General features: G+C 59.8%; 16 protein-coding genes and 1 pseudogene. 8 read left to right on the forward strand and 9 right to left on the reverse strand.

Annotation, left to right across the window (positions count from 1 at the left end; genetic code table 11):
- Positions 1-20: 20 nt before the first annotated feature.
- A complete protein-coding gene (galE, locus tag BGN91_RS11460) occupies positions 21-1,064 on the forward strand; it encodes a UDP-glucose 4-epimerase GalE (protein ID WP_292613251.1) in 1,044 nt (347 codons plus the stop codon).
- Between the two features lie 675 nt (positions 1,065-1,739).
- Here the strand turns inward: galE and BGN91_RS11465 are convergent.
- Positions 1,740-2,204, reverse strand: a complete 465-nt coding sequence (locus BGN91_RS11465) for a PRC-barrel domain-containing protein (protein ID WP_292613228.1) — start codon at positions 2,202-2,204, stop codon at positions 1,740-1,742.
- An 84-nt stretch (positions 2,205-2,288) separates the two neighbouring features.
- On the opposite strand from BGN91_RS11465, the gene BGN91_RS11470 reads away from it, so the two are divergent.
- The 5 genes from BGN91_RS11470 (at position 2,289) to BGN91_RS11490 (ending at position 5,246) form a co-directional block, all read left to right on the forward strand.
- The gene (locus tag BGN91_RS11470) at positions 2,289-2,492 is read left to right on the forward strand and encodes a CsbD family protein (RefSeq protein ID WP_292613230.1); all 204 of its coding nucleotides are present in this window, start codon (positions 2,289-2,291) and stop codon (positions 2,490-2,492) included.
- 124 nt (positions 2,493-2,616) lie between these two features.
- The gene (locus BGN91_RS11475; protein ID WP_292613231.1) at positions 2,617-2,973 is read left to right on the forward strand and encodes a PRC-barrel domain-containing protein; all 357 of its coding nucleotides are present in this window, start codon (positions 2,617-2,619) and stop codon (positions 2,971-2,973) included.
- Between the two features lie 45 nt (positions 2,974-3,018).
- Entirely contained in the window at positions 3,019-3,519 is a 501-nt protein-coding gene (locus BGN91_RS11480) for a pyridoxamine 5'-phosphate oxidase family protein (RefSeq protein WP_292613232.1), read from the forward strand.
- 156 nt (positions 3,520-3,675) lie between these two features.
- Complete coding sequence (locus BGN91_RS11485) at positions 3,676-4,728, forward strand: type III polyketide synthase (protein WP_292613234.1); 1,053 nt, start codon at positions 3,676-3,678, stop codon at positions 4,726-4,728.
- A complete protein-coding gene (locus BGN91_RS11490; protein ID WP_292613236.1) occupies positions 4,725-5,246 on the forward strand; it encodes an isoprenylcysteine carboxylmethyltransferase family protein in 522 nt (173 codons plus the stop codon). Before BGN91_RS11485 ends, BGN91_RS11490 begins: the two co-directional genes overlap by 4 nt.
- Positions 5,247-5,426: 180 nt before the next feature.
- On the opposite strand, the gene BGN91_RS11495 is transcribed toward BGN91_RS11490, so the two are convergent.
- From BGN91_RS11495 to BGN91_RS11505, 3 genes are read right to left on the reverse strand one after another with little or no spacing between them, the layout of a single operon-like run.
- Positions 5,427-6,983 carry an efflux transporter outer membrane subunit gene (locus BGN91_RS11495; protein ID WP_366408500.1) on the reverse strand — a complete coding sequence of 519 codons (1,557 nt, stop codon included), beginning with the start codon at positions 6,981-6,983 and terminating at the stop codon, positions 5,427-5,429.
- Positions 6,984-7,018: 35 nt separating this feature from the next.
- Positions 7,019-10,168, reverse strand: coding sequence for a CusA/CzcA family heavy metal efflux RND transporter (locus BGN91_RS11500; RefSeq protein WP_292613238.1), 3,150 nt, complete (start codon positions 10,166-10,168; stop codon positions 7,019-7,021).
- Between the two features lie 19 nt (positions 10,169-10,187).
- Positions 10,188-11,444 carry an efflux RND transporter periplasmic adaptor subunit gene (locus BGN91_RS11505; protein WP_292613240.1) on the reverse strand — a complete coding sequence of 419 codons (1,257 nt, stop codon included), beginning with the start codon at positions 11,442-11,444 and terminating at the stop codon, positions 10,188-10,190.
- Between the two features lie 311 nt (positions 11,445-11,755).
- Between BGN91_RS11505 and BGN91_RS11510 the strand changes: the two genes are divergently transcribed.
- Together BGN91_RS11510 and BGN91_RS11515 are read left to right on the forward strand one after the other, a co-directional pair.
- Positions 11,756-12,430 carry a response regulator transcription factor gene (locus BGN91_RS11510; RefSeq protein WP_292613242.1) on the forward strand — a complete coding sequence of 225 codons (675 nt, stop codon included), beginning with the start codon at positions 11,756-11,758 and terminating at the stop codon, positions 12,428-12,430.
- Positions 12,431-12,591: 161 nt separating this feature from the next.
- Positions 12,592-13,977, forward strand: coding sequence for an ATP-binding protein (locus tag BGN91_RS11515; protein WP_292613243.1), 1,386 nt, complete (start codon positions 12,592-12,594; stop codon positions 13,975-13,977).
- Position 13,978: 1 nt separating this feature from the next.
- Here the strand turns inward: BGN91_RS11515 and BGN91_RS11520 are convergent, their stop codons facing one another.
- The 5 genes and pseudogenes from BGN91_RS11520 to narH all read right to left on the reverse strand — a co-directional run.
- Positions 13,979-15,052 (reverse strand): flavodoxin family protein, encoded by a 1,074-nt coding sequence (locus BGN91_RS11520; protein ID WP_292613245.1) that lies wholly within the window; start codon positions 15,050-15,052, stop codon positions 13,979-13,981.
- Between the two features lie 142 nt (positions 15,053-15,194).
- A complete protein-coding gene (locus tag BGN91_RS11525) occupies positions 15,195-15,626 on the reverse strand; it encodes a hypothetical protein (protein ID WP_292613247.1) in 432 nt (143 codons plus the stop codon).
- A gap of 2 nt (positions 15,627-15,628) precedes the next feature.
- Positions 15,629-15,886 carry a PilZ domain-containing protein gene (locus tag BGN91_RS11530; protein ID WP_292613253.1) on the reverse strand — a complete coding sequence of 86 codons (258 nt, stop codon included), beginning with the start codon at positions 15,884-15,886 and terminating at the stop codon, positions 15,629-15,631.
- Between the two features lie 781 nt (positions 15,887-16,667).
- Positions 16,668-16,895, reverse strand: coding sequence for a hypothetical protein (locus tag BGN91_RS11535; RefSeq protein ID WP_292613249.1), 228 nt, complete (start codon positions 16,893-16,895; stop codon positions 16,668-16,670).
- 666 nt (positions 16,896-17,561) lie between these two features.
- Positions 17,562-17,975 (reverse strand): annotated as a pseudogene (narH, locus tag BGN91_RS11540) (nitrate reductase subunit beta); the annotation flags it as partial.

A 17,975-nucleotide genomic window follows, 5' to 3' on the forward strand; every position in this document is an offset into this window, starting at 1 on the left:
TCTTCGACAGGAGATGCCAAGTGGCGACACTGATCACGGGTGGCGCCGGCTTCATCGGCGGACATACGGTTCTCGCATTCCTCGATCGGGGAGAAGTTCCGATCGTGCTGGACGATCTGTCGACCGGAAGCCGCGAGGCCGTGCCGTCGGGCGTTCCTTTCGTTATTGGCGATGTCGGAGATACCGAGTTGGTATCGCATCTTATACGGGATTATAAGATCGACGCGATCGTGCATTTCGCCGCCAAGATCATCGTTCCGGAATCGGTCGCCGATCCGCTCAAGTATTATTTCAACAATACCGTCAAGACACATGCCTTGTTGAAAACGGCAGTCGATGAAAACCTGAAGCACTTCGTCTTCTCATCCTCCGCGGCCGTCTACGGCAATCCGAGTTCTACCCCCGTGAGCGAAACCGCGCTGCCCGCGCCGCTTTCGCCATATGGAATGTCAAAATTGATGTCGGAATATATGCTGGCTGATGTGAGCGCGGCATCCAAATTGCGCCATGTGACCTTGCGCTATTTCAACGTCGCGGGTGCCGATCCGGCCGGCCGTCTTGGCCAGTCGACACCCGGTGCGACACATCTCATCAAAGTCGCAATCGAGACGGCGCTTCGCCGACGTCCATCCATGAGCATCTACGGCGACGACTATCCGACCCCGGACGGTACGTGCATACGAGATTATGTGCATGTTTCGGACCTGGCTCAGGCGCATCTTGTAGCCCTCGACCATCTGCGGAACGGTGGCGCGTCGCGAACGCTCAACTGTGGCTACGGACGAGGCTATTCCGTCAAGGAAGTTGTCCGTGCTGTAAAGATGATCACCGGGGTTGACTTCGAAGCGCGTCAAGCGGCGCGCCGAGCCGGGGACCCCGCTTCAATCGTAGCAGACAGCGATCAACTCCTGAGCTTGGGATGGAAGCCGAAACTAAATGATCTGCCGAAGATGATCGAGCATGCTTGCAACTGGGAGAGACGATTGATGACATCCGTTGCCACGGCTCGGCGCGGGCAGGCATCCACTGCCGTCAACGTCGGTCACGCTCCTGCACTTCCATAATCCTCGGCGGCAGACGTTCGCTAAATCGTTGCCGTCCATCTGGCCGGGCGATCACGGCGTCGGAAGCGCCGCGCCTTGCGTGCCGTTGCGCTGATACGGCGTCCGGCTCTCCCAGCCTGGATCGTGTGCGCGCATGAAGCGCGCCGCGCTGGGATGACTAATCGGGACGATCGGGCTCTGACTGCCGGCTCGGAACAGTGGTCCTCGCGTTTTCCGGTTGGCGATTAGAATCCATCGTCCGCGATTGCACCGGAGGCCGGTTCAAGCGGCAGACCCAGGCGGCGAGCTTGGAATAGGCTTGCCGCAGGGGCGGTGGGGTGTCCTCTAATTCATCCATGGCAGGAACCGTAAAAGGTTACCTACGGGAAGATGCGCCGCGATTATTTAATGAGTTGTAAAAGTCGCCAAGTGACCGACGGTCGATCGTCAGTAAATCTTTGCCGCAGTCAGCAAGGTTCGTACTGGTACACACAAAAAACCCGCCGCCAGGTTGAGCCGGCAGCGGGTCTTGTACGCAATACTATGGCCCTCTCGGGTTGGAATCAGGTTCTCACAGTCAGGTGAACAACCGGTAAAGGACAGTGCGCCTGCGTGGTTATTTCTGCTGCGGTGTGAGTTCCTGACCGCAACGCCGGACAGCCTTGGCCGTCCATCGCGCGCGTTTGGCCCTCTTCTTTAATACTTGAACTCCGGAAGTGCCTTCAACTGATCCTTTGTGAGGTTGAGCACAGCCCGGTCGGGAAACCATTCCCTCTTGGTTTTGGAAGTTTGTCCCGCAGTTGTCTTTCCTGCTTCGTTTGCAAACTTCAGGCTGTTCATCGCGATCAGAACGTAATGGGTGCCCATGCCCAGAAAGCCGCCGACTTCAACCACGACACCTCTGACCTGTCCCTGTGAGTTGACGATGACGTCGGAAATCTCGCCGATCTTGTCGTTCGCTTCGTTATAGACGTTCACGCCTGACATCTTCGACGCGCTCCAATCGCCGGCAGCTGCGACGGGAGCGGCAGCTTGCGAAGGTGTGTTTGCGGTGGTCTGAGCGAATGATGCGGTCGAGATCATGAGAAGCGTGGCCGCTGCGATAAGCGTTTTCAAGTGAACCTCCATTGCTGAAGGTTTCATAACAGCAGGCATAAGCATTCGTTCCTCTGTACAAAATGTAACACAGGAACGTCTTCATGGCTTGCTTGTTAGTTCGGTCTAACATCGAGAGGAGGTTTCACGATGGATTGGAATCGGGTCGAAGGAAACTGGAAGCAGTTGAAGGGCAAGGTTAAGGAGCAGTGGGGCAAACTCACAGACGATGATCTCAACGTGATCGATGGCCGACGTGACCAGCTCGAGGGCAAAATCCAGGAGCGCTACGGATATCAAAAAGATCAGACGCGGAAGGAAATCGACGACTGGTACAATCGGCAGAGTTGGTAGGAATGATGGGAGGCCCCGCTTCGGCGGGGCTTTCTATATGGTCATTGGCCGAGGCGGATCGCTATTTCGGAACGCTTTTCTCGCGCTCGCGTTGGATGTTCCGACACTCATTCAGGAGGCAATGATGGAAGAACGTGAAACAGGCAGTCTCATTGGCAGTGACAAGGTGGAGGGCACCGCTGTCTATGGTCCCGACCGCCAGAAGATTGGCACCATTGAGCGCGTGATGATCGACAAGATGTCCGGCAAGGTAGCTTACGCCGTTCTCGGTTACGGAGGCTTCCTCGGTCTCGGCGACGATCACTATCCTACGCCATGGGCCAGCCTGAAGTACGATACGGACCTGGGCGGTTACCTGACCAACCTCACGAAGGATCAACTTGAGCAGGCGCCGCACTACCGAAACGATGCAGACTGGGCATGGAATCGCGAGAACGACAAACGGCTGTATGATCATTACCAGGCCGAGCCGTTCTGGTGAGGCGCGGACTCACGCCGACGTGCTGAATAGGCGCTGGTGACGACGATGAACGATCGAAACGATCTTGATCGGATCTGGGACATTGTCGAAAACGTGGGCGTGTGCATGCTGACGACGCAATTCGCTGATGGATTGCGCGCACGGCCCTTGGAAGCGAGGCCGGATCGTGCCGCTGGCCTCATATATTTCGTAACCGATCGGCGCAGCGCCAAGGATGAGGAGATTGAGACGAGACCTGACGTCGGTCTCGTCTTTATCGATTCCAGTGATAAAGCCTATCTGTCGATCACGGGCCGCGCCCTCGTCGTCTGCGACGCGGATAAGACGGAGGCGATGTGGCGGAAGACCGACGAGGTGTGGTGGCCGGGAGGGCCGGCCGATCCCAATGTATGCCTGTTGCGGATTGAGCCTTTTATCGGGGAATTATGGGACGGACCCGCAAGTGCTGTGGCGACCATCTTCGAGTTCGCCAAGGCGAGATTGACCGGAGAAAAGCCGAACCTCGGCGAGAACCGCAAGGTGACAGCCAAAATGCAAACGCGCTGATGCAGAAGTCGTTGTTCGAGTTGTTGTCGAATGACGAATTCTGCATGTGAGCATGGATCCCAGTTAGGCTGGCTGTAAACATCTCGTCTCTTCAAGTGGTCTGATGATCGTCGATCTGAGGCGTCGGATATCGGCGCCGGAAGCAGGAGCAATGCTATGAAACACGCGGCCGCTTTAGTCTCGATGGCGACCGGGGTTCCTCCCAACGTGTTTCATCAGACGGAAATTCTTGAAGCGGCGCGTTTCCTGCTGGGCTCGCAATATCCGCAGTTCGAAACGCTTTCTGCTCTTTTTGCCAACACCGGCATACAACATCGCTACGGCGTCAAACCGATGGAATGGTATTGCGAGCCGCGCGGCTGGCCGGAACGAACTCAGGCCTTTCTGGAGGGCGCGGAAGCGTTGTTCGTCGACGTCGCGCAAAAGGCCATCGAGCGTGCCGGTCTCAGAGTAACGGACATCGACACCGTCGTTACGGTGTGCTCGACCGGCATCGCGACGCCGACGCTGGAGGCTCGCGTCGCCGGCAAACTTGGCTTCCGGACAGATGTATCGCGCGTGCCGGTCTTCGGTCTGGGCTGCGCGGGGGGCGTAGCCGGACTATCCATCGCATCGCGACTGGCGCAAGCGCGGCCCGGCACCAACGTTCTGCTGGTCGTGCTCGAACTTTGCACGCTCGCGGTTCGCCATGACGAATTGACCAAGGCCAATATCGTTGCGGCCAGTCTGTTCGGCGATGGCGCTGCCGCTGTCGTGCTGCGCGCCGGTGACGGAGGCGCCACTTGCATCGAGTCGACCGGCGAGCATTTGTGGCCGGATACGCTGAGTATCATGGGGTGGCGTGTCGACCCCGAGGGATTCGGCGTGATTTTCCAGCGCACGATTCCGGATTTCGTCGCTGAGCATATGAAGCCCGGGGTCACGGCGATTCTGTCGGGCATGGGGCTTGCGATCGACGATATCGACCGCTTCATCTGCCACCCCGGCGGCACGAAGGTCATCATCGCGATAGAGCGAGCGTTTTCGCTCGATCAGGGAACGCTGGATCATGAAAGGGCGGTGATTGCCGAGTACGGAAATATGTCCGCGGCCACGGTGCTATTCGTGCTGGAACGCGCCCGCGAACGAGGCCTGCCGCGCCGCGCGCTATTGACGTCGCTCGGTCCCGGCTTCACCGCAAGCTGCGTCGCCCTGCGTCACGCGGCGTGACGGCAGCCACGCTCATTCTTGCATTGGTCACGCTGCAGCGGCTGAGCGAACTTGTTCTGTCCCGATACAATACGGTCCGCTTGCTGGCGCGCGGCGCAGTCGAGATCGCGCCGGAGCATTATCCGCTCCTGGTTGCGACCCATGCTGCGTGGTTGATCGCATTGTGGATATGGGGGCGGGATCAGGACGTGAATGGCGTTGCCCTTGCGATTTTTATCTTGCTGCAGGGCCTTCGTTTTTGGGTACTCGCAACGCTGGGATCGCGATGGACTACGCGCATCATCGTGCTGCCCGACGCGCCGCTCGTCACATCCGGTCCGTACAGATATCTGTCGCATCCAAATTACGCAATTGTCGCCGCGGAAATTGCAGTTCTGCCGCTCGCTCTTCATCTGCCTTTATTGTCGGCCATCTTCACCGTGGTGAATGCGCTGGTGCTCGCTATCCGGATCCGGGCCGAGAGCCATGCCCTCAAGGGTGCGCGGCCGGCCGGATCTGCAGGGAATCTGAACGGCTAGATCGCGAGTAGCGCGACTGGGACTGATTCCTGAAGATTGCGTCGTTCAGAAAGGACTCAACTCCTCAGAAAATCGGCTCGTCTTGATGAGTGACAGTCTCAACTCGGCCCTTTGAGGCCGCGGTTGCCGCGCCAGGCCTCGCGATACGCGAGGGGCAGTCTGATGACCTGCCAGACTCCGTTAAGTCCGCCGGGCCTCGGGGCCGGACGTGGATTGATCGAATTTCCCGGAGTCAGCCCTGTTCCACCACCCGCCGCCGAGGGCCTGAAACAGCGCGACCGTATTGGCAAGTTGCGAGGCCTGCGCATCGAGGCGCGCGAGAGAGGTCTGCAGATATGCCTGTTGCGCGGCCAGAAGAAGCGGCACGCTGATCTGTCCCTGATCCACCTGCTTGCGCAGCAGCACGAGGCTCTCGGATGCGGATCGTTGCGCGTCTGTCGCGGCGCTGATGGCGCGGGTGCCGGCCTGAAGAGCCCGCAAGACGTCCGCGACGTTTTGAAACGCAGCAAGAACCGCGCTGCGATACTGAGCGAGGGCTTGATTGGTTTCCTCTTCCGCAGCGACCTGCTTGTTTTCCAGCGTTCCCGCATCGAAAATGGTCTGCGCCGCATTCCCGGCCAGCGTCCAGAGACCGGCTCCCGGCGTGGCCAATTGCGTAAATCGGGCGGCCGCCGCGCCGACATTGCCGGTCAGGGAAATCTGCGGCAAGCGATTGGCGATCGCCACTCCGATCATTGCGTTGGTGGAGCGGAGATTGGCCTCGGCGGCGCGAATGTCGGGGCGCTGTCTTACGAGGTCAGCCGGAAGACTGAGAGGAAGACGGCGCGGCATTCGAAACGAGCCGAGATTGAAAGTTTCCGCCGGTGCGTCGCTCGACAAGCGTCCGGTCAAAAACGTCAACAAATGACGCTGTTGCGCAAGCTGCCTTTCGAGCGGCGGCAACAGAAGCCTGGTCTGCGAGACCGCAGTTTCCTGTGCGGCAACGTCGGTCAGGGCGATCTGGCCTTGCTCTTGCTGCCGCTTCAAGAGTTTGAGAACCTCGGACTGCAGGTCAATGACCCGGTGGGTCGCCGCGATCTGCCCGCGCAACCGCCCTTCCTCGATCGCAGCAAGCGCGATGTTGCTTGCCAGCGTCAGATAGACGCCTTCGCGCTGGAACGCGCGCATCTCGGCTTGCGCGTCCGCGGATTCAACAAGGCGGCGCGTGCCTCCCCAGACGTCGGCGATGTACGATACGGTGACCTGACCGGTATGCAGATTGAAGATGTTGGCGCCGGACTCAAGAGGCGACGACAGGTCGACCGCCACCTTCTGACGCGAGGATTCGAAATCTCCGGTCACGCTCGGAAACAGAGCGCCGCGCTGCGCAAGCGCGTTGGCCTGCGCCACCCTGACTGCTGCCTCCGCAGCCGCAAGGTCGGCATTGTGCGCAATCCCGTCTTCCGCGATTCGGTTCAGCGCAGGCGAGCGGAACAACTCCCACCACTGGGGAGGAATTTCCGCGTCGTGCACGAGGGGATGACCCGGCACGCGATCTGCCGCCGGACCGGCAAGATATTTTGAGGTTTCGGGGGGCGCCTGAGGTTTGAAGTCAGGCCCCACCGCACAGCCTGAAAGCACCGCCGAGGCAAATAGCAATCCGGACAGGATCAGGGGACGCGCAAAGGATCGCGCGTGAGCGCATCCGCTCCCGCAAAAGCCGGATGCCAATGCCCTTTGCCAGCCTCCCCCCACCACTTTTCCTTTTTTGCGATCGCCTGCCAGAGTCGGTTTTATTCTGCCGGTTCGAACGCCGATTCGGCAGCGTCAGCCACCATCCGTCGACGAGAAAATAACGAGATCAAAGCCGGCAAGACAATGAGAATGACGAGCGGAGCAACCGTCATCCCGCCGACCACCACGACTGCCAGCGGCTTCTGCACCTGCGATCCGATGCCGGTGGACATGGCGGCTGGCAGCAGGCCGATCCCTGCTATCACGCAGGTCATCAGGACCGGGCGCATTTGCGCTTCTCCGGCTCGTATGATCGCATCGATGCGCTGCAGGCCGGAATCGATGAACTGGTTGTACTGCGACAGGATCAGGATGCCGTTCATCACGGAAATGCCGAACAGCGCGATGAAGCCGATAGCCGCCGAAACGCTGAACGGAATCCGCGCCAGGAACAGCGCAAAGACGCCGCCGATCACGGCCATCGGAATGACGCTCAGTGCAAGCAGCGTATCGCGCACGGAGGTGAAGTTGATCCAGAGCAGCAGGCCGATAATCGCGAGGCTCAGCGGAACGACGACCTGCAGCCGCCCGATCGCATCCTGCAAATTGCGGAATTCGCCGACCCACTGGAGTTGGGTGCCCGGCGGTAATTGCACCTCCCGTGCGATGCGCTGCTGAGCTTCCTCGATGGTGCTGCCGAGATCGCGGTCGCGAACGCTGAACTTGATCGGCAGGTAGCGCTGCTGCTGTTCCCTATAGATGTAGGAAGGGCCGCTCACGAGCCGGATGCGCGCGACCTCGCTCAAGGGAATCTGCGTGATTCCTTTTGGCCCGGATGCGCCGATCGTCAGCTTGCTGATGGCTTCCGCGCTCCGGCGATATTGCGGGGCGAGCCGGACCACGATCGGGAAGTGTCGATCGCTTCCCGGCTCATAGACGTCGCCTGCGGATTCGCCGCCGACAGCGGTCCGGATCGTCGAATTGATGTCGCCGGGCGTCAACCCGTAGCGCGCAGCGCGCTCGCGATCGATATCGATCTGGATGGTTGGCTGACCGAGCGACGTGAAGACGCCGAGGTCCGTGATTCCCGGCACGGTGGCGAGCACCGCCTTGATCTTGTCGGCCGTATCCGTCAGTTCCTGCAAGTCATTGCCGAACACCTTGATGGAGTTTTCGCCTTTCACGCCTGACACCTGCTCGGCGACGTTGTCCTGCAGGTACTGCGAGAAATTGAACTCGATTCCCGGAAATTCAGTCTCAAGCCGCCCCTGGATTTCTTCCGTCAACTTTTCCTTGTCCACTCCGGCGCGCCACTGGCTGATCGGCTTCAGCGGCGTGAAGAACTCCACATTGAAAAAGCCGGCCGCGTCCGTGCCGTCGTCCGGGCGGCCCTGCTGGGTGACGACCGTTTCCACTTCGGGGAAGCTGCGGATCACGCGGCGCATGCGGTTCGCATAGCCATTGCCTTCCTGAAGCGAGATCGTCGCCGGCATGGTGGCCCGTATCCACAGGTTGCCTTCCTCCAGCTTGGGAAGGAACTCCAGCCCCAGGAAGTGTATCGCAACACCCGCCAGAATAAATACAGCCAGCGCCAGGACGGCTGTCAGCTTTCGGTTCGCGACGGCGAGTTGCAGAACCGGACTGTAAAAGCGATGAAGCGTCCGCACCAGCCACGTCTCGGTTTCTTCGACATGCTCAGGCAGTAGAAGTGCGCTGAGCGCAGGCGTGACTGTGAACGTGGCTATTAATCCTCCGGCGATGGCATATGCATAAGTCTTCGCCATCGGGCCGAAGATATGCCCTTCCACGCCGCTCATGGTGAAAAGCGGAATAAACCCGGCGATGATGATTCCGGTCGCGAACAGGATCGAACGATTGACGCTGATAGCCGCAGTATAGATGGCGAGCAGCCTTCCGCTGAAACCGGCCTCGCCCTCTACCGATGAAGGAGCGGGCGCCTCATGCCCGAGCTGCCGGAATATCCGCTCCACCATGATGACCGTCGCGTCGACGATCAGGCCGAAATCGATGGCTCCGACGGACAACAGGTTGGCGGATTCTCCGCGCAGAACCATGATGACGACGGCAAAAAACAGCGCGAACGGGATCGTTGCGCCGACGATCAGGGCGCTTCGAAGATTGCCGAGAAACACCCATTGCAATGCGAAGATCAGCAGAATGCCGAACAGCATGTTGTGCAGGACAGTATGGGTGGTCGTGTCGATCAGATCCTGACGGTCATAGATGCGCTCGATTCGAACGCCCGGCGGCAGGATGCCTGACGCATTGATGCGCTCGACCTCCGTCTTTACCCGCTCGATCGTCGGGGTGCTTTGCTGGCCACGGCGCATCAGAACGATGCCCTCGACGATATCGTCGTCATTGTCCTGGCCTGCAATACCGAGGCGGGGTTGATGACCGACGATCACGGTGGCGACATCGCCGATCAGAACCGGATTGCCGCCGGCCTGGGTCAGCATCGTATTCTTGATGTCGTCGACCGAGCGGATCAGGCCGACCCCGCGCACGACTGCCGACTGCGTACCGAGATTGACGATGTTTCCGCCGACATTCAGGTTGCTGCTGCGCAATGTCTGCAACAATTGCGACAGCGTGAGGTTGTGGGCGATGAGCTTGTCGAGATCGACCTGCAACTCGAAGGTTTTGGTCTTTCCGCCCCAGCCGACGACATCCACGATGCCTGGAACGGCACGGAAGCGGCGCTGCAAAACCCAGTCCTGCAGAGTCTTCAGGTCGAGCACGCTGTAGCCGGGCGGACCAACCAGCCTGTAACGATAGATTTCGCCGATGGGGCTGACCGGGCTGATGGTGGGTTGAACGCCGTCCGGCAATCCGGAGAGTTGCGCCAGGCGGTTGAGGACCTGCTGAAGCGCCTCGTCATAGGTAAAGTCATAGGTGAACTGCAGTTTGACATCCGACAGGCCGTAAAGCGAGATGGTTCTCATGACGCGTAGGTTCGGCACGCCGGAAAGCTGCGTCTCGATCGGAATCGTGATGTAGCGTTCGATTTCTTCGGCCGAAAGTCCCGCGCTTTGGGTGATGACATCAACCATGGGCGGAACGGGATCGGGATAGGCCTCGATGTTCAGGACTTTGAACGCAGCAAGACCGCCGGCCAGCGTCATGACGAACACGACAAGCATCAGAACGCGCTGCCTCAACGCAAACGCGACGATCGGGTCGATCATTGCGGGATGCCCGTATTCATCAAGTTTGTTTAGCGGTTGTCATCCGGTCAATGAACAGACTGCCGCGCGTAACGATCTTCTCGCCCGGATAAAGTCCGTCCAGCACCTGAATCATCCGATCGCTCGAAAGACCCAGCTTGATCTGGCGCAATTCGACCGATTGATCGTCGCCGACCACCCAGACGCGCGCATCGCTTCCTTCATAGATCACGGCATCGAGAGGCACGGCCGGCGTCGGCCTCCCATCGCTGGTGACGATTGTGACGCTGGCAAACATTTCGGGCTTGAGCAGTCCGTCGGCATTATCGATGCTGGCGCGGACCAGAAGCCGGCGACTGTCCGGATCGATTCCCGGAGCGACGTAGTCGATCCGCGTCTCGAATACGCGATCCGGCTGGGTCAGCACCTTGAACGTCAGCCGTTCGCCGATCCGCACCTTGGCGACGTCGGTCTCGCGCACATAGGCTGCGATCCAGACCTTCGAGGTGTCTCCGATCAGGAACACCGGATCGCTGTCGCTCCCTCCCACGCTGACATACTGCCCGGGTCCGACCTTGCGTTGCAGAACCGTTCCGGAGAGCGGCGCATACACCGGAGCATCCGGTGTCAGCGCGCCCGTTTTCTCGAACGCTTCGATTTCCGCATCGGTTTTGCCGACCAGCCGTAACCTGTTGCGCGCGGCCTGAAGGGCAATCTCCGCCGAACGGGAATCGTTCTCGGCCGCGGTGAGGTTGGCCTGAGCCTCCTGCCATTCTCGCTGCGACGCTGCCTTGTCCTTCGCGAGGTTCGACATCCGTCGCTCGACGATCTGCGCGAGATTGACCTGGGAAACCGCCTTGTTTCGGCTCGTCAGAGCGACGACGAAATCCTTCTGGGCGTCGACGGAGTCCGCCGCCGCGATCACAAAGAGAAGCTGGCCTTTCTGAACGTCATCACCGGGCGCGACCATCAATTTCGTCACGCGGCCCGCGTATGGCGCGAAGATGCGGGTCGACAGGTTCTGATCGATTGCGATCTTTCCTTCGGTGCGGAATTCCGAACGGAACGCCTTTTGTCCGACAGGTTGCACCGTCACCGTGCTCCATTGCGATGCGGTGAGGCGCAGCTTTCCGTCGGCCCGTTTGATCTCGCTGTCCAACGATGAACTGCGGGCGGCGCTGCCACGGTCGATCTTCAAAACGATAGCGCCCGCCGCGATCATGACCAGTATGGTCGACAGGCCGATAACGGCTCGTGGGACCGTCCACGTTCGCCAGAATGACACCAGACGAAGCATTGCTTCGTGTCTCCACTTCCTTGTGCTCCGCTTGATATGCCGAGAGGCAGTCGGCCTCGTCAGCGATCGATGACTTCGGCTCAAGACCTTGCCGGCTCAAGCGATTTTGCGGACGAGCATGATGAAACCTCGATCCGGGGCACGGCATATCTGCTATAGGAGCTGCATCTTACGGGTGCCTTACAATGCTATTCATGACACGACCTTACACAGAGCTTACAACGCCGGATCGGCAGGGCTGAAATGATCGCAGCAGTGGTTCTCCCGTCGCCCGCCACGGCACCTGGCAGACCGAGGAGCCCGTCGTCTCGATGAGGGTTCTGATCGTGGAAGACAGCGAGGAACTGGCGGACCTTCTGGCGCAGGGGCTGCAGGCGGCCGGCTACGAGATCGATCTTCTGGCCAGCGTGTCGGACGCGTCAAGCGCGCTTGGAACGACCCGCTATGCCGCGTTAATTCTGGACCTGGGCTTGCCGGATGGCGACGGGCTCTCGATCCTGCGCGAACTGCGGCATCGCAAGGATCCCATTCCGATTCTCGTACTCACCGCACGCGGCGGCGTGGAAGATCGGGTTAACGGCCTTCGAAGCGGAGCGGATGACTATCTCGTCAAGCCGTTCGCCTTTGACGAACTGGTGGCGCGGCTCGAAGCGCTCCTCAGGCGCCCGGGACAGTTGCTCGGCAGTTCATTGCGGCTTTCCAACGTGACGTTCGACACCGAAGGCCGACAGGTGTTCGTCGACATGAAGCCTCAAAATCTCTCCGCTCGGGAAATCGCGGTCCTCGAACTGCTGCTGCGCCGGAAGGGCAGTGTCGTCTCCAAAAAAGTTCTCGAAGACCAGATCTTCGGTCTCACCGGCGATGTCGGGTCCAATGCCGTCGAGGTCTATGTGCATCGCCTGCGCAAGCAGCTCCTGGATATCGGCGCAAAGGTGAGGATCACCACCGTTCGGGGAGTCGGCTATGTGATGATGGAGAGCGACTAGTGTGGTGGTTCAGAAGTTCGCTTCATTTTCTCTGCGAGCGCTTCAAGCGAACTTCTGAGCTGAACCACACTGGAATTATAAATTTCCAGGGCCCTTTCGACTCTGAAGTTCGCTCCGGAGGGCGCTGCACAATGAGGCGAACTGCAGATTCAGGGCACTAGATGGCGCTGCGAAAATCCATCCTGTCGCGCATCGTCGCTCTTCATGTCGTGGCAGTGATTGTTGCGGCGGTTCTTTTGCGGTTCGTGCTGCACTGGTCGCTGGCGTCGGACGTCGCAACGCTTCAGTTGAATACGATGGCGGCTCAGATCGAGATCTTCGCCCGTCACCTGGGGCCGGCATCGACGGGAGGATGGTCCCTGCATCTGCCGGACGGCGTACGCGATCAATATTCCGACACCTATGATCGCTACAGCTATGCGATCATCGACGGCGAGGGCAGGGTGATCTTCTCATCGCACGCGAGCAAGCAGCCGCTCTTTGCCATCGATCCGAATGCGATCGGAATTGTTCCGCACAGAGCGCGAACCCCGGGCGGCGCAAAGACCATCGCGGGAGCCAGCGCCCGCAAGGACATTGACGGCCATCCCGTCTGGATCCAGGTCGCGGAGAAATTGTCGCATCGCGACGTGATCGTCGACGACGTTCTCACCAATTTTCTGCAGCAGGTGGTCTGGATCATCGTTCCCGTTCTGCTTCTCCTGCTGGGCGCCGATCTCGTCATTTTCCGCCTTGCGATCAGGCCGCTCCACAAGGCTTCGGACCGTGCGAAGCACATCAGTCCGACGCGCCTCGATGTCCGCCTGCCGACCGATGACATGCCCCCCGAGATTCTGCCTCTCGTGGAAGCCGTCAATCAGGCTCTCGACCGGCTGGAGCTTGGTTTCCGCAGCCACCGTGAGTTTGCCGCCGACGCAGCACATGAATTACGGACGCCTCTCGCCATTCTCCGCACGAGGATTGAAACTCTCCCGCATAGCGAGGCGAGCCGTGCCCTGGGACGCGACGTCGAGAACATGAGCCGGGTTGTCAGTCAGTTGCTCGATGCCACGGAGCTTGAGACGGCGGTCGTGGATCCCGACAGTATCGCCGACCTTCACGGCGTCTGTATCGAGGTTGCGGAGTTCATCGCGCCGTTGGCGCTGAAGCGAGGAAAAAGCATCGAGCTGACATGCCCGGACGAGCCCATTCTAGTGAAAGGAAACGCGGAGATGATCCGGCGCGCGACGCGTAATCTCGTTGAAAATGCTCTCCATCATACCCCCGAGGGCACTGCCATCGAAATTATCGTTGGGCAGGATGGGTCGATCAGCGTGATCGACAATGGCGACGGTGTGCCGCCGGAGAATCGCGAATCGATTTTCAAGCGTTTCTGGCGGCGATCCACGCGTGCGAGCGGTGGCGCAGGACTGGGATTGTCGATCGTGAAGAAGATCGTGGAAGCCCACCATGGGAGCATCGTCGTGGAGGATGGTCCCGGTGGGGGCGCCCGGTTCATCATGCGTTTTCCTCTCGCGCCGGCGCAAGCGTCCCGCATGCCGGGTTGAGCTATTTGGGTTCCGGATCGACCAGCCCGGCGGACGGCGAGTCATACCGCCCGGCCTCATGGAGCAGCACGGCGTTCCCGAGCGCGCGGGCCGCATTCATCACTTCCTGCTGGAATGCCCCGTCGGTATCGAGCGATTGATGCGAGGTCGCGTAAGGCTCCATATAGCCCACAAATCCGTCCAACTCGGCGACACGGCCTGCCGCGATCAGGGACATATCGGTGAGCCAATCGGACAATACGCGGCGCAACATTTCGGCGCCCGCGCTATCGCCGTGAACCACGACCGAGAAATGGCGGCCGGCAAGATGCCGCGGATAAGGCCATCCGCGCAACTCGAGTGCCTTCGCTTCCGCCACGGTCTTTCCGTGGGTCGACGAAGGGTCGGGATTTCCGCCATCCGCGCAGACCAGCCGGTCGATCATCGCCTTCAGGGCGGTCGGCGCCTGATACCAATGAACCGGCGTGACGATCATGATTCCGTGCGCCGCGACCCACAGCGGGTAGATCTCGTTCATTATGTCGTCGGTCTGGCCGAGCGCGTAGTTGGGATAGCAACTGCATGGCCAATGGCACAATGCCATCGACGTCGAAACGCAGGCTTTGCAGGGGTGGATGGTCTTGCCGAATTCGGAGGCGAGGCGGCTGAGATTGAGGATGTCGACCGTAAACCCCATTTCGCCGAAAATCGGAGCGGCCAGTTCGACCAACCGCCAGGTCTTCGACATTTCGCCGGGGCACGTATGCTCGCTGCGCGGCGAACCGTTGATGATCAGGATGCGCGGCGGCCGCTTGGGATCGTCGTGCTGCGACTGTGCGTTTCGGATGGCGTCCCGTGCGGCGAGCCAGTCGTTCGCGATCGGGTAATCCGGGTCGGCAAAGCCGGGGCCGGCTTTGCGCGTCAGCGGCGCCTTGCGTGAATGGCGATAGCCGTCCCAGGCGGCATCGATAATGGCCTGCAGGGAAGGACCAAGGTCGGTAAAGACTGGATCGCGAAAACGAGCGCGGAACCGCCGCTCAAATTCATCCTTCGTCAATTGGACGGATGGCATTCCCTTGCGGATGTCGGCCGTCATTGGCAATCCAGCTTAGCGGCGCGATGTTGGCGGTCATGATCCGCGAAGCGGCCATGCCCTCGCCCTCGATCATCGTCAACTCGGCAGCGGCGATCGGGTTCCTCCCGCGTGAGCCGTGCGTGCCGGTCGCGAAGCCAGACCTTTAGGGCGCTATATTCCACTCATAATCATAATTCGTCTTCACAGACTCCCGACCGTCGTATCGGTCGATACGATAGAGTGCCCTGGACGGCAATTCCGCGATATGCAGCTTCGCGCACATCCCGTTTGCTTCGTCGCCGAGTTCCTCGACGACCTGCACGAGGGCTGGGTCGGCGCGATCGATGTCGTTCACATTGAAAGCGTTGCGATCCGAGGGAGCGTCGGATGTGTAGTAGTAGACAGGGAAGGCGTCGTCGGCCTCCTCAGGCGAGGCGAGGCGTATCTTCGCATCACCCAGTTGAATGATTCCGTTCTCATCCCGCTTGTCTGTGAAGGCGAACAGCTTCACGCCCTTGACTTCAGCGTATCGCATGACGCCGCGATAGCTGAGGCCAAATCCACCAAGGCAGTCGTTGTAGACAATCTTAGGCATACTCAACTCTTCAGGTCGGACGATTCGTCGAACTCGATTCCAATCCGAAGTTCCTTGCGCCATATCAGGTGACACTTACGGGCAGGGTCGCCCTTGATGTGGAGGTGAAATCGGTCCGGAATTCCAACCGGGCTTGCCACATCGAGCGTCGCGCCTTTTTCGGACAGGTTCCGGACCGTGCAATCAATCGCGCCACCACGGAACTCGATCGAAGCGCCCTTGAAGGTTCGGTGTCGGAGTGCTTTTCGTCGTTCCAGCAAGATAGTCCCCGCAACAGAAAACCGGCAGGAAACGAATTCACCGACGATTAAGCGATCAGAAAAAGGCTGGAGTTGGACAACGGCCGGTTGGCAATGCGGGGGCGTCGTCCGGCGCAACGGTCGGACATCACAACCGAGAGGTTCGTGGCTGCGGACGGCCGCCGAAGGGGCGGTGGGGGCTCTTCCCGCGGCGGCTGACACTGCGGCCAGCTAGGCGGCTTCAGACTCGGCGTGCGAGCCGAGGCTCAGCGCGCCATATCAGTCCTGTTGAAGGGCATCATATGCGTGAGCAAAGAACACGGCGGCACTGACGAACAGCAGCGCGGCTATTGTGGCTTCCATCATGACGCTTCCCACTACGCTTTTTTGGGATGATAGCTCACTGAATGTTTCAACTGGGTTTCGCGGGCCAGGCAAAGTGGTTTCATTGCTACCAGTTTATTACCGGCACCTTCCCATATCCGCTGAAATAGAAAACGGGCCGTCAAATAGGACGGCCCTGCCGGTTTTGGAGTCGAATTGATAGGAAAAGAATGTAACGCCGGTCACCGATATGTCTGCGACAGGTGAAAAAGGTTCACGCCGGCTAAACAAAAAAGAAAAGGAAGCGGGCCACGCTAGTACCCGCTTTCCGAAGTTCGTAAGACACCGCAACACTCCCTTAACGAACTTCGGAAAGCAAAGGGTACTAAGCAACTTTATGATTCTGGTACCGCTTTCGATTTGAAATTCCCGAAGACGAACTCGCTGCAAGTGGTGCAGGAATTTCAAATCGGCGGTACTAGGCTCGTCCCGGCCTCCGGTTCATTTCGGTCTCGATTTCGCCGATGGCCTGACGCAGAGCGAAAAGCGCCAACTCGTCGACCTCGAACGCGATGGACCCTAGTTCGGCCGTCGCCAACTCAATGGCGTAGCGACCGTCCGGCCGGATCAACGGACGTGAAGCCGTCACTGTGACGACGCTCAGCTTGTCGGGATTGTTCATGACGTCCATTGGAAGCTTTCGCATGCTGGGAGCTATGGTCGAGTTGGGCGGATCATGCCCTTTTCCGAGGCAAGGAGTCGAGAGGCAGGTAGTGCCCCGCACTGGCATCGCGGGCCACCCGACATATCCTGGTCTTTCGCTGGCGGAAGTGGTGCTTAACGTGGGAGGTGCTGTCGGACGGCCTTCTGGTGCCCGGCATCGACAATCGCAGGCGCCAGAATGGAGCGGACCGGTGGAACGTGCGCCTCACCTGATTGGCCTCGGGGTGGGCGATCTTTGCTTCCGCGTGGCCAGAATATGCAGGGTGCGGCCGAAGCAATTTCAGAAATGAATGCGTCGCTCTTTCGAGGCAGAAAGCAGAAAGGAATTCCAGATTATCGGGCTATAGACGTGTCAGCCGTCGCCTGCCAAACGGCTTACCTTGTGACAATCCTTGCGACAATTATCGTGAAGACCTGCTCTACCTGACAAGGAGCGGATATGAAAAATTGACCGCTGTGAAGGAGAAGCTTTCCCAGCGATAATCAGAGCCGACACAGGCCGGATCATCAGAGCAGTTGGTCGGCGATAGCCGTCTTCCGCAAGGCACCTGTGCCGATAATGACGACCGACCTCGCCGTCGCGGGCCAAGCCGACCCGGTTGGGCCGAAGCCCAACCGTTGTCTTGCGTCGCGTCGCGCGAAGAGGGCGCTATGGTCCTCTCGCCGGGTCGGTGTGGAAGCCGGCACCGACCGCGCCCTTGCGGATCGGGTAGTTGTGCGAGACCGGATCGAGCTGCGGGAACAGCGCATCGACCGCCGTCTCACGTTCCATCGGCGGAACCACGAACCGCTCCTCGAAGGTCGGCATCGACGTCAGCCGCCAGATCGCCTCGACCTCGGCCGCCGTGGTCTTGCCTTCGGCCAGCGCCCGCTGCACCTCCTCGTCCGGGATATCCTTCACCTTCTTCGACCGCATGTACACCCGCACCGCCACCAGCTTGCGATAGACGTCGCGGATGATCTCCTCGTTGCCGCCCGACAGCAGGCTCGCCATGTAGCGCAGCGAGACGCGTGACCGCTCCAGCGAACTCATCAACGGGCCCAGTCTCGATTCGGAGGCGAT

It is taken from the genome of Nitrobacter sp. 62-13, from assembly GCF_001896955.1.
Lineage (GTDB): Bacteria > Pseudomonadota > Alphaproteobacteria > Rhizobiales > Xanthobacteraceae > Nitrobacter.

Bases quoted from the DNA above. Each gene is read 5' to 3' on its own strand.
- BGN91_RS11525 (WP_292613247.1), bottom strand. From the start codon at position 15,626: ATGCCTAAGATTGTCTACAACGACTGCCTTGGTGGATTTGGCCTCAGC.
- BGN91_RS11535 (WP_292613249.1), bottom strand. From the start codon at position 16,895: ATGCGAAAGCTTCCAATGGACGTCATGAACAATCCCGACAAGCTGAGC.
- BGN91_RS11485 (WP_292613234.1), top strand. From the start codon at position 3,676: ATGAAACACGCGGCCGCTTTAGTCTCGATGGCGACCGGGGTTCCTCCC.
- BGN91_RS11505 (WP_292613240.1), bottom strand. From the start codon at position 11,444: ATGCTTCGTCTGGTGTCATTCTGGCGAACGTGGACGGTCCCACGAGCC.
- BGN91_RS11480 (WP_292613232.1), top strand. From the start codon at position 3,019: ATGAACGATCGAAACGATCTTGATCGGATCTGGGACATTGTCGAAAAC.
- BGN91_RS11510 (WP_292613242.1), top strand. From the start codon at position 11,756: ATGAGGGTTCTGATCGTGGAAGACAGCGAGGAACTGGCGGACCTTCTG.
- BGN91_RS11520 (WP_292613245.1), bottom strand. From the start codon at position 15,052: ATGACGGCCGACATCCGCAAGGGAATGCCATCCGTCCAATTGACGAAG.
- BGN91_RS11470 (WP_292613230.1), top strand. From the start codon at position 2,289: ATGGATTGGAATCGGGTCGAAGGAAACTGGAAGCAGTTGAAGGGCAAG.
- BGN91_RS11500 (WP_292613238.1), bottom strand. From the start codon at position 10,168: ATGATCGACCCGATCGTCGCGTTTGCGTTGAGGCAGCGCGTTCTGATG.
- BGN91_RS11475 (WP_292613231.1), top strand. From the start codon at position 2,617: ATGGAAGAACGTGAAACAGGCAGTCTCATTGGCAGTGACAAGGTGGAG.
- BGN91_RS11515 (WP_292613243.1), top strand. From the start codon at position 12,592: ATGGCGCTGCGAAAATCCATCCTGTCGCGCATCGTCGCTCTTCATGTC.
- BGN91_RS11465 (WP_292613228.1), bottom strand. From the start codon at position 2,204: ATGCTTATGCCTGCTGTTATGAAACCTTCAGCAATGGAGGTTCACTTG.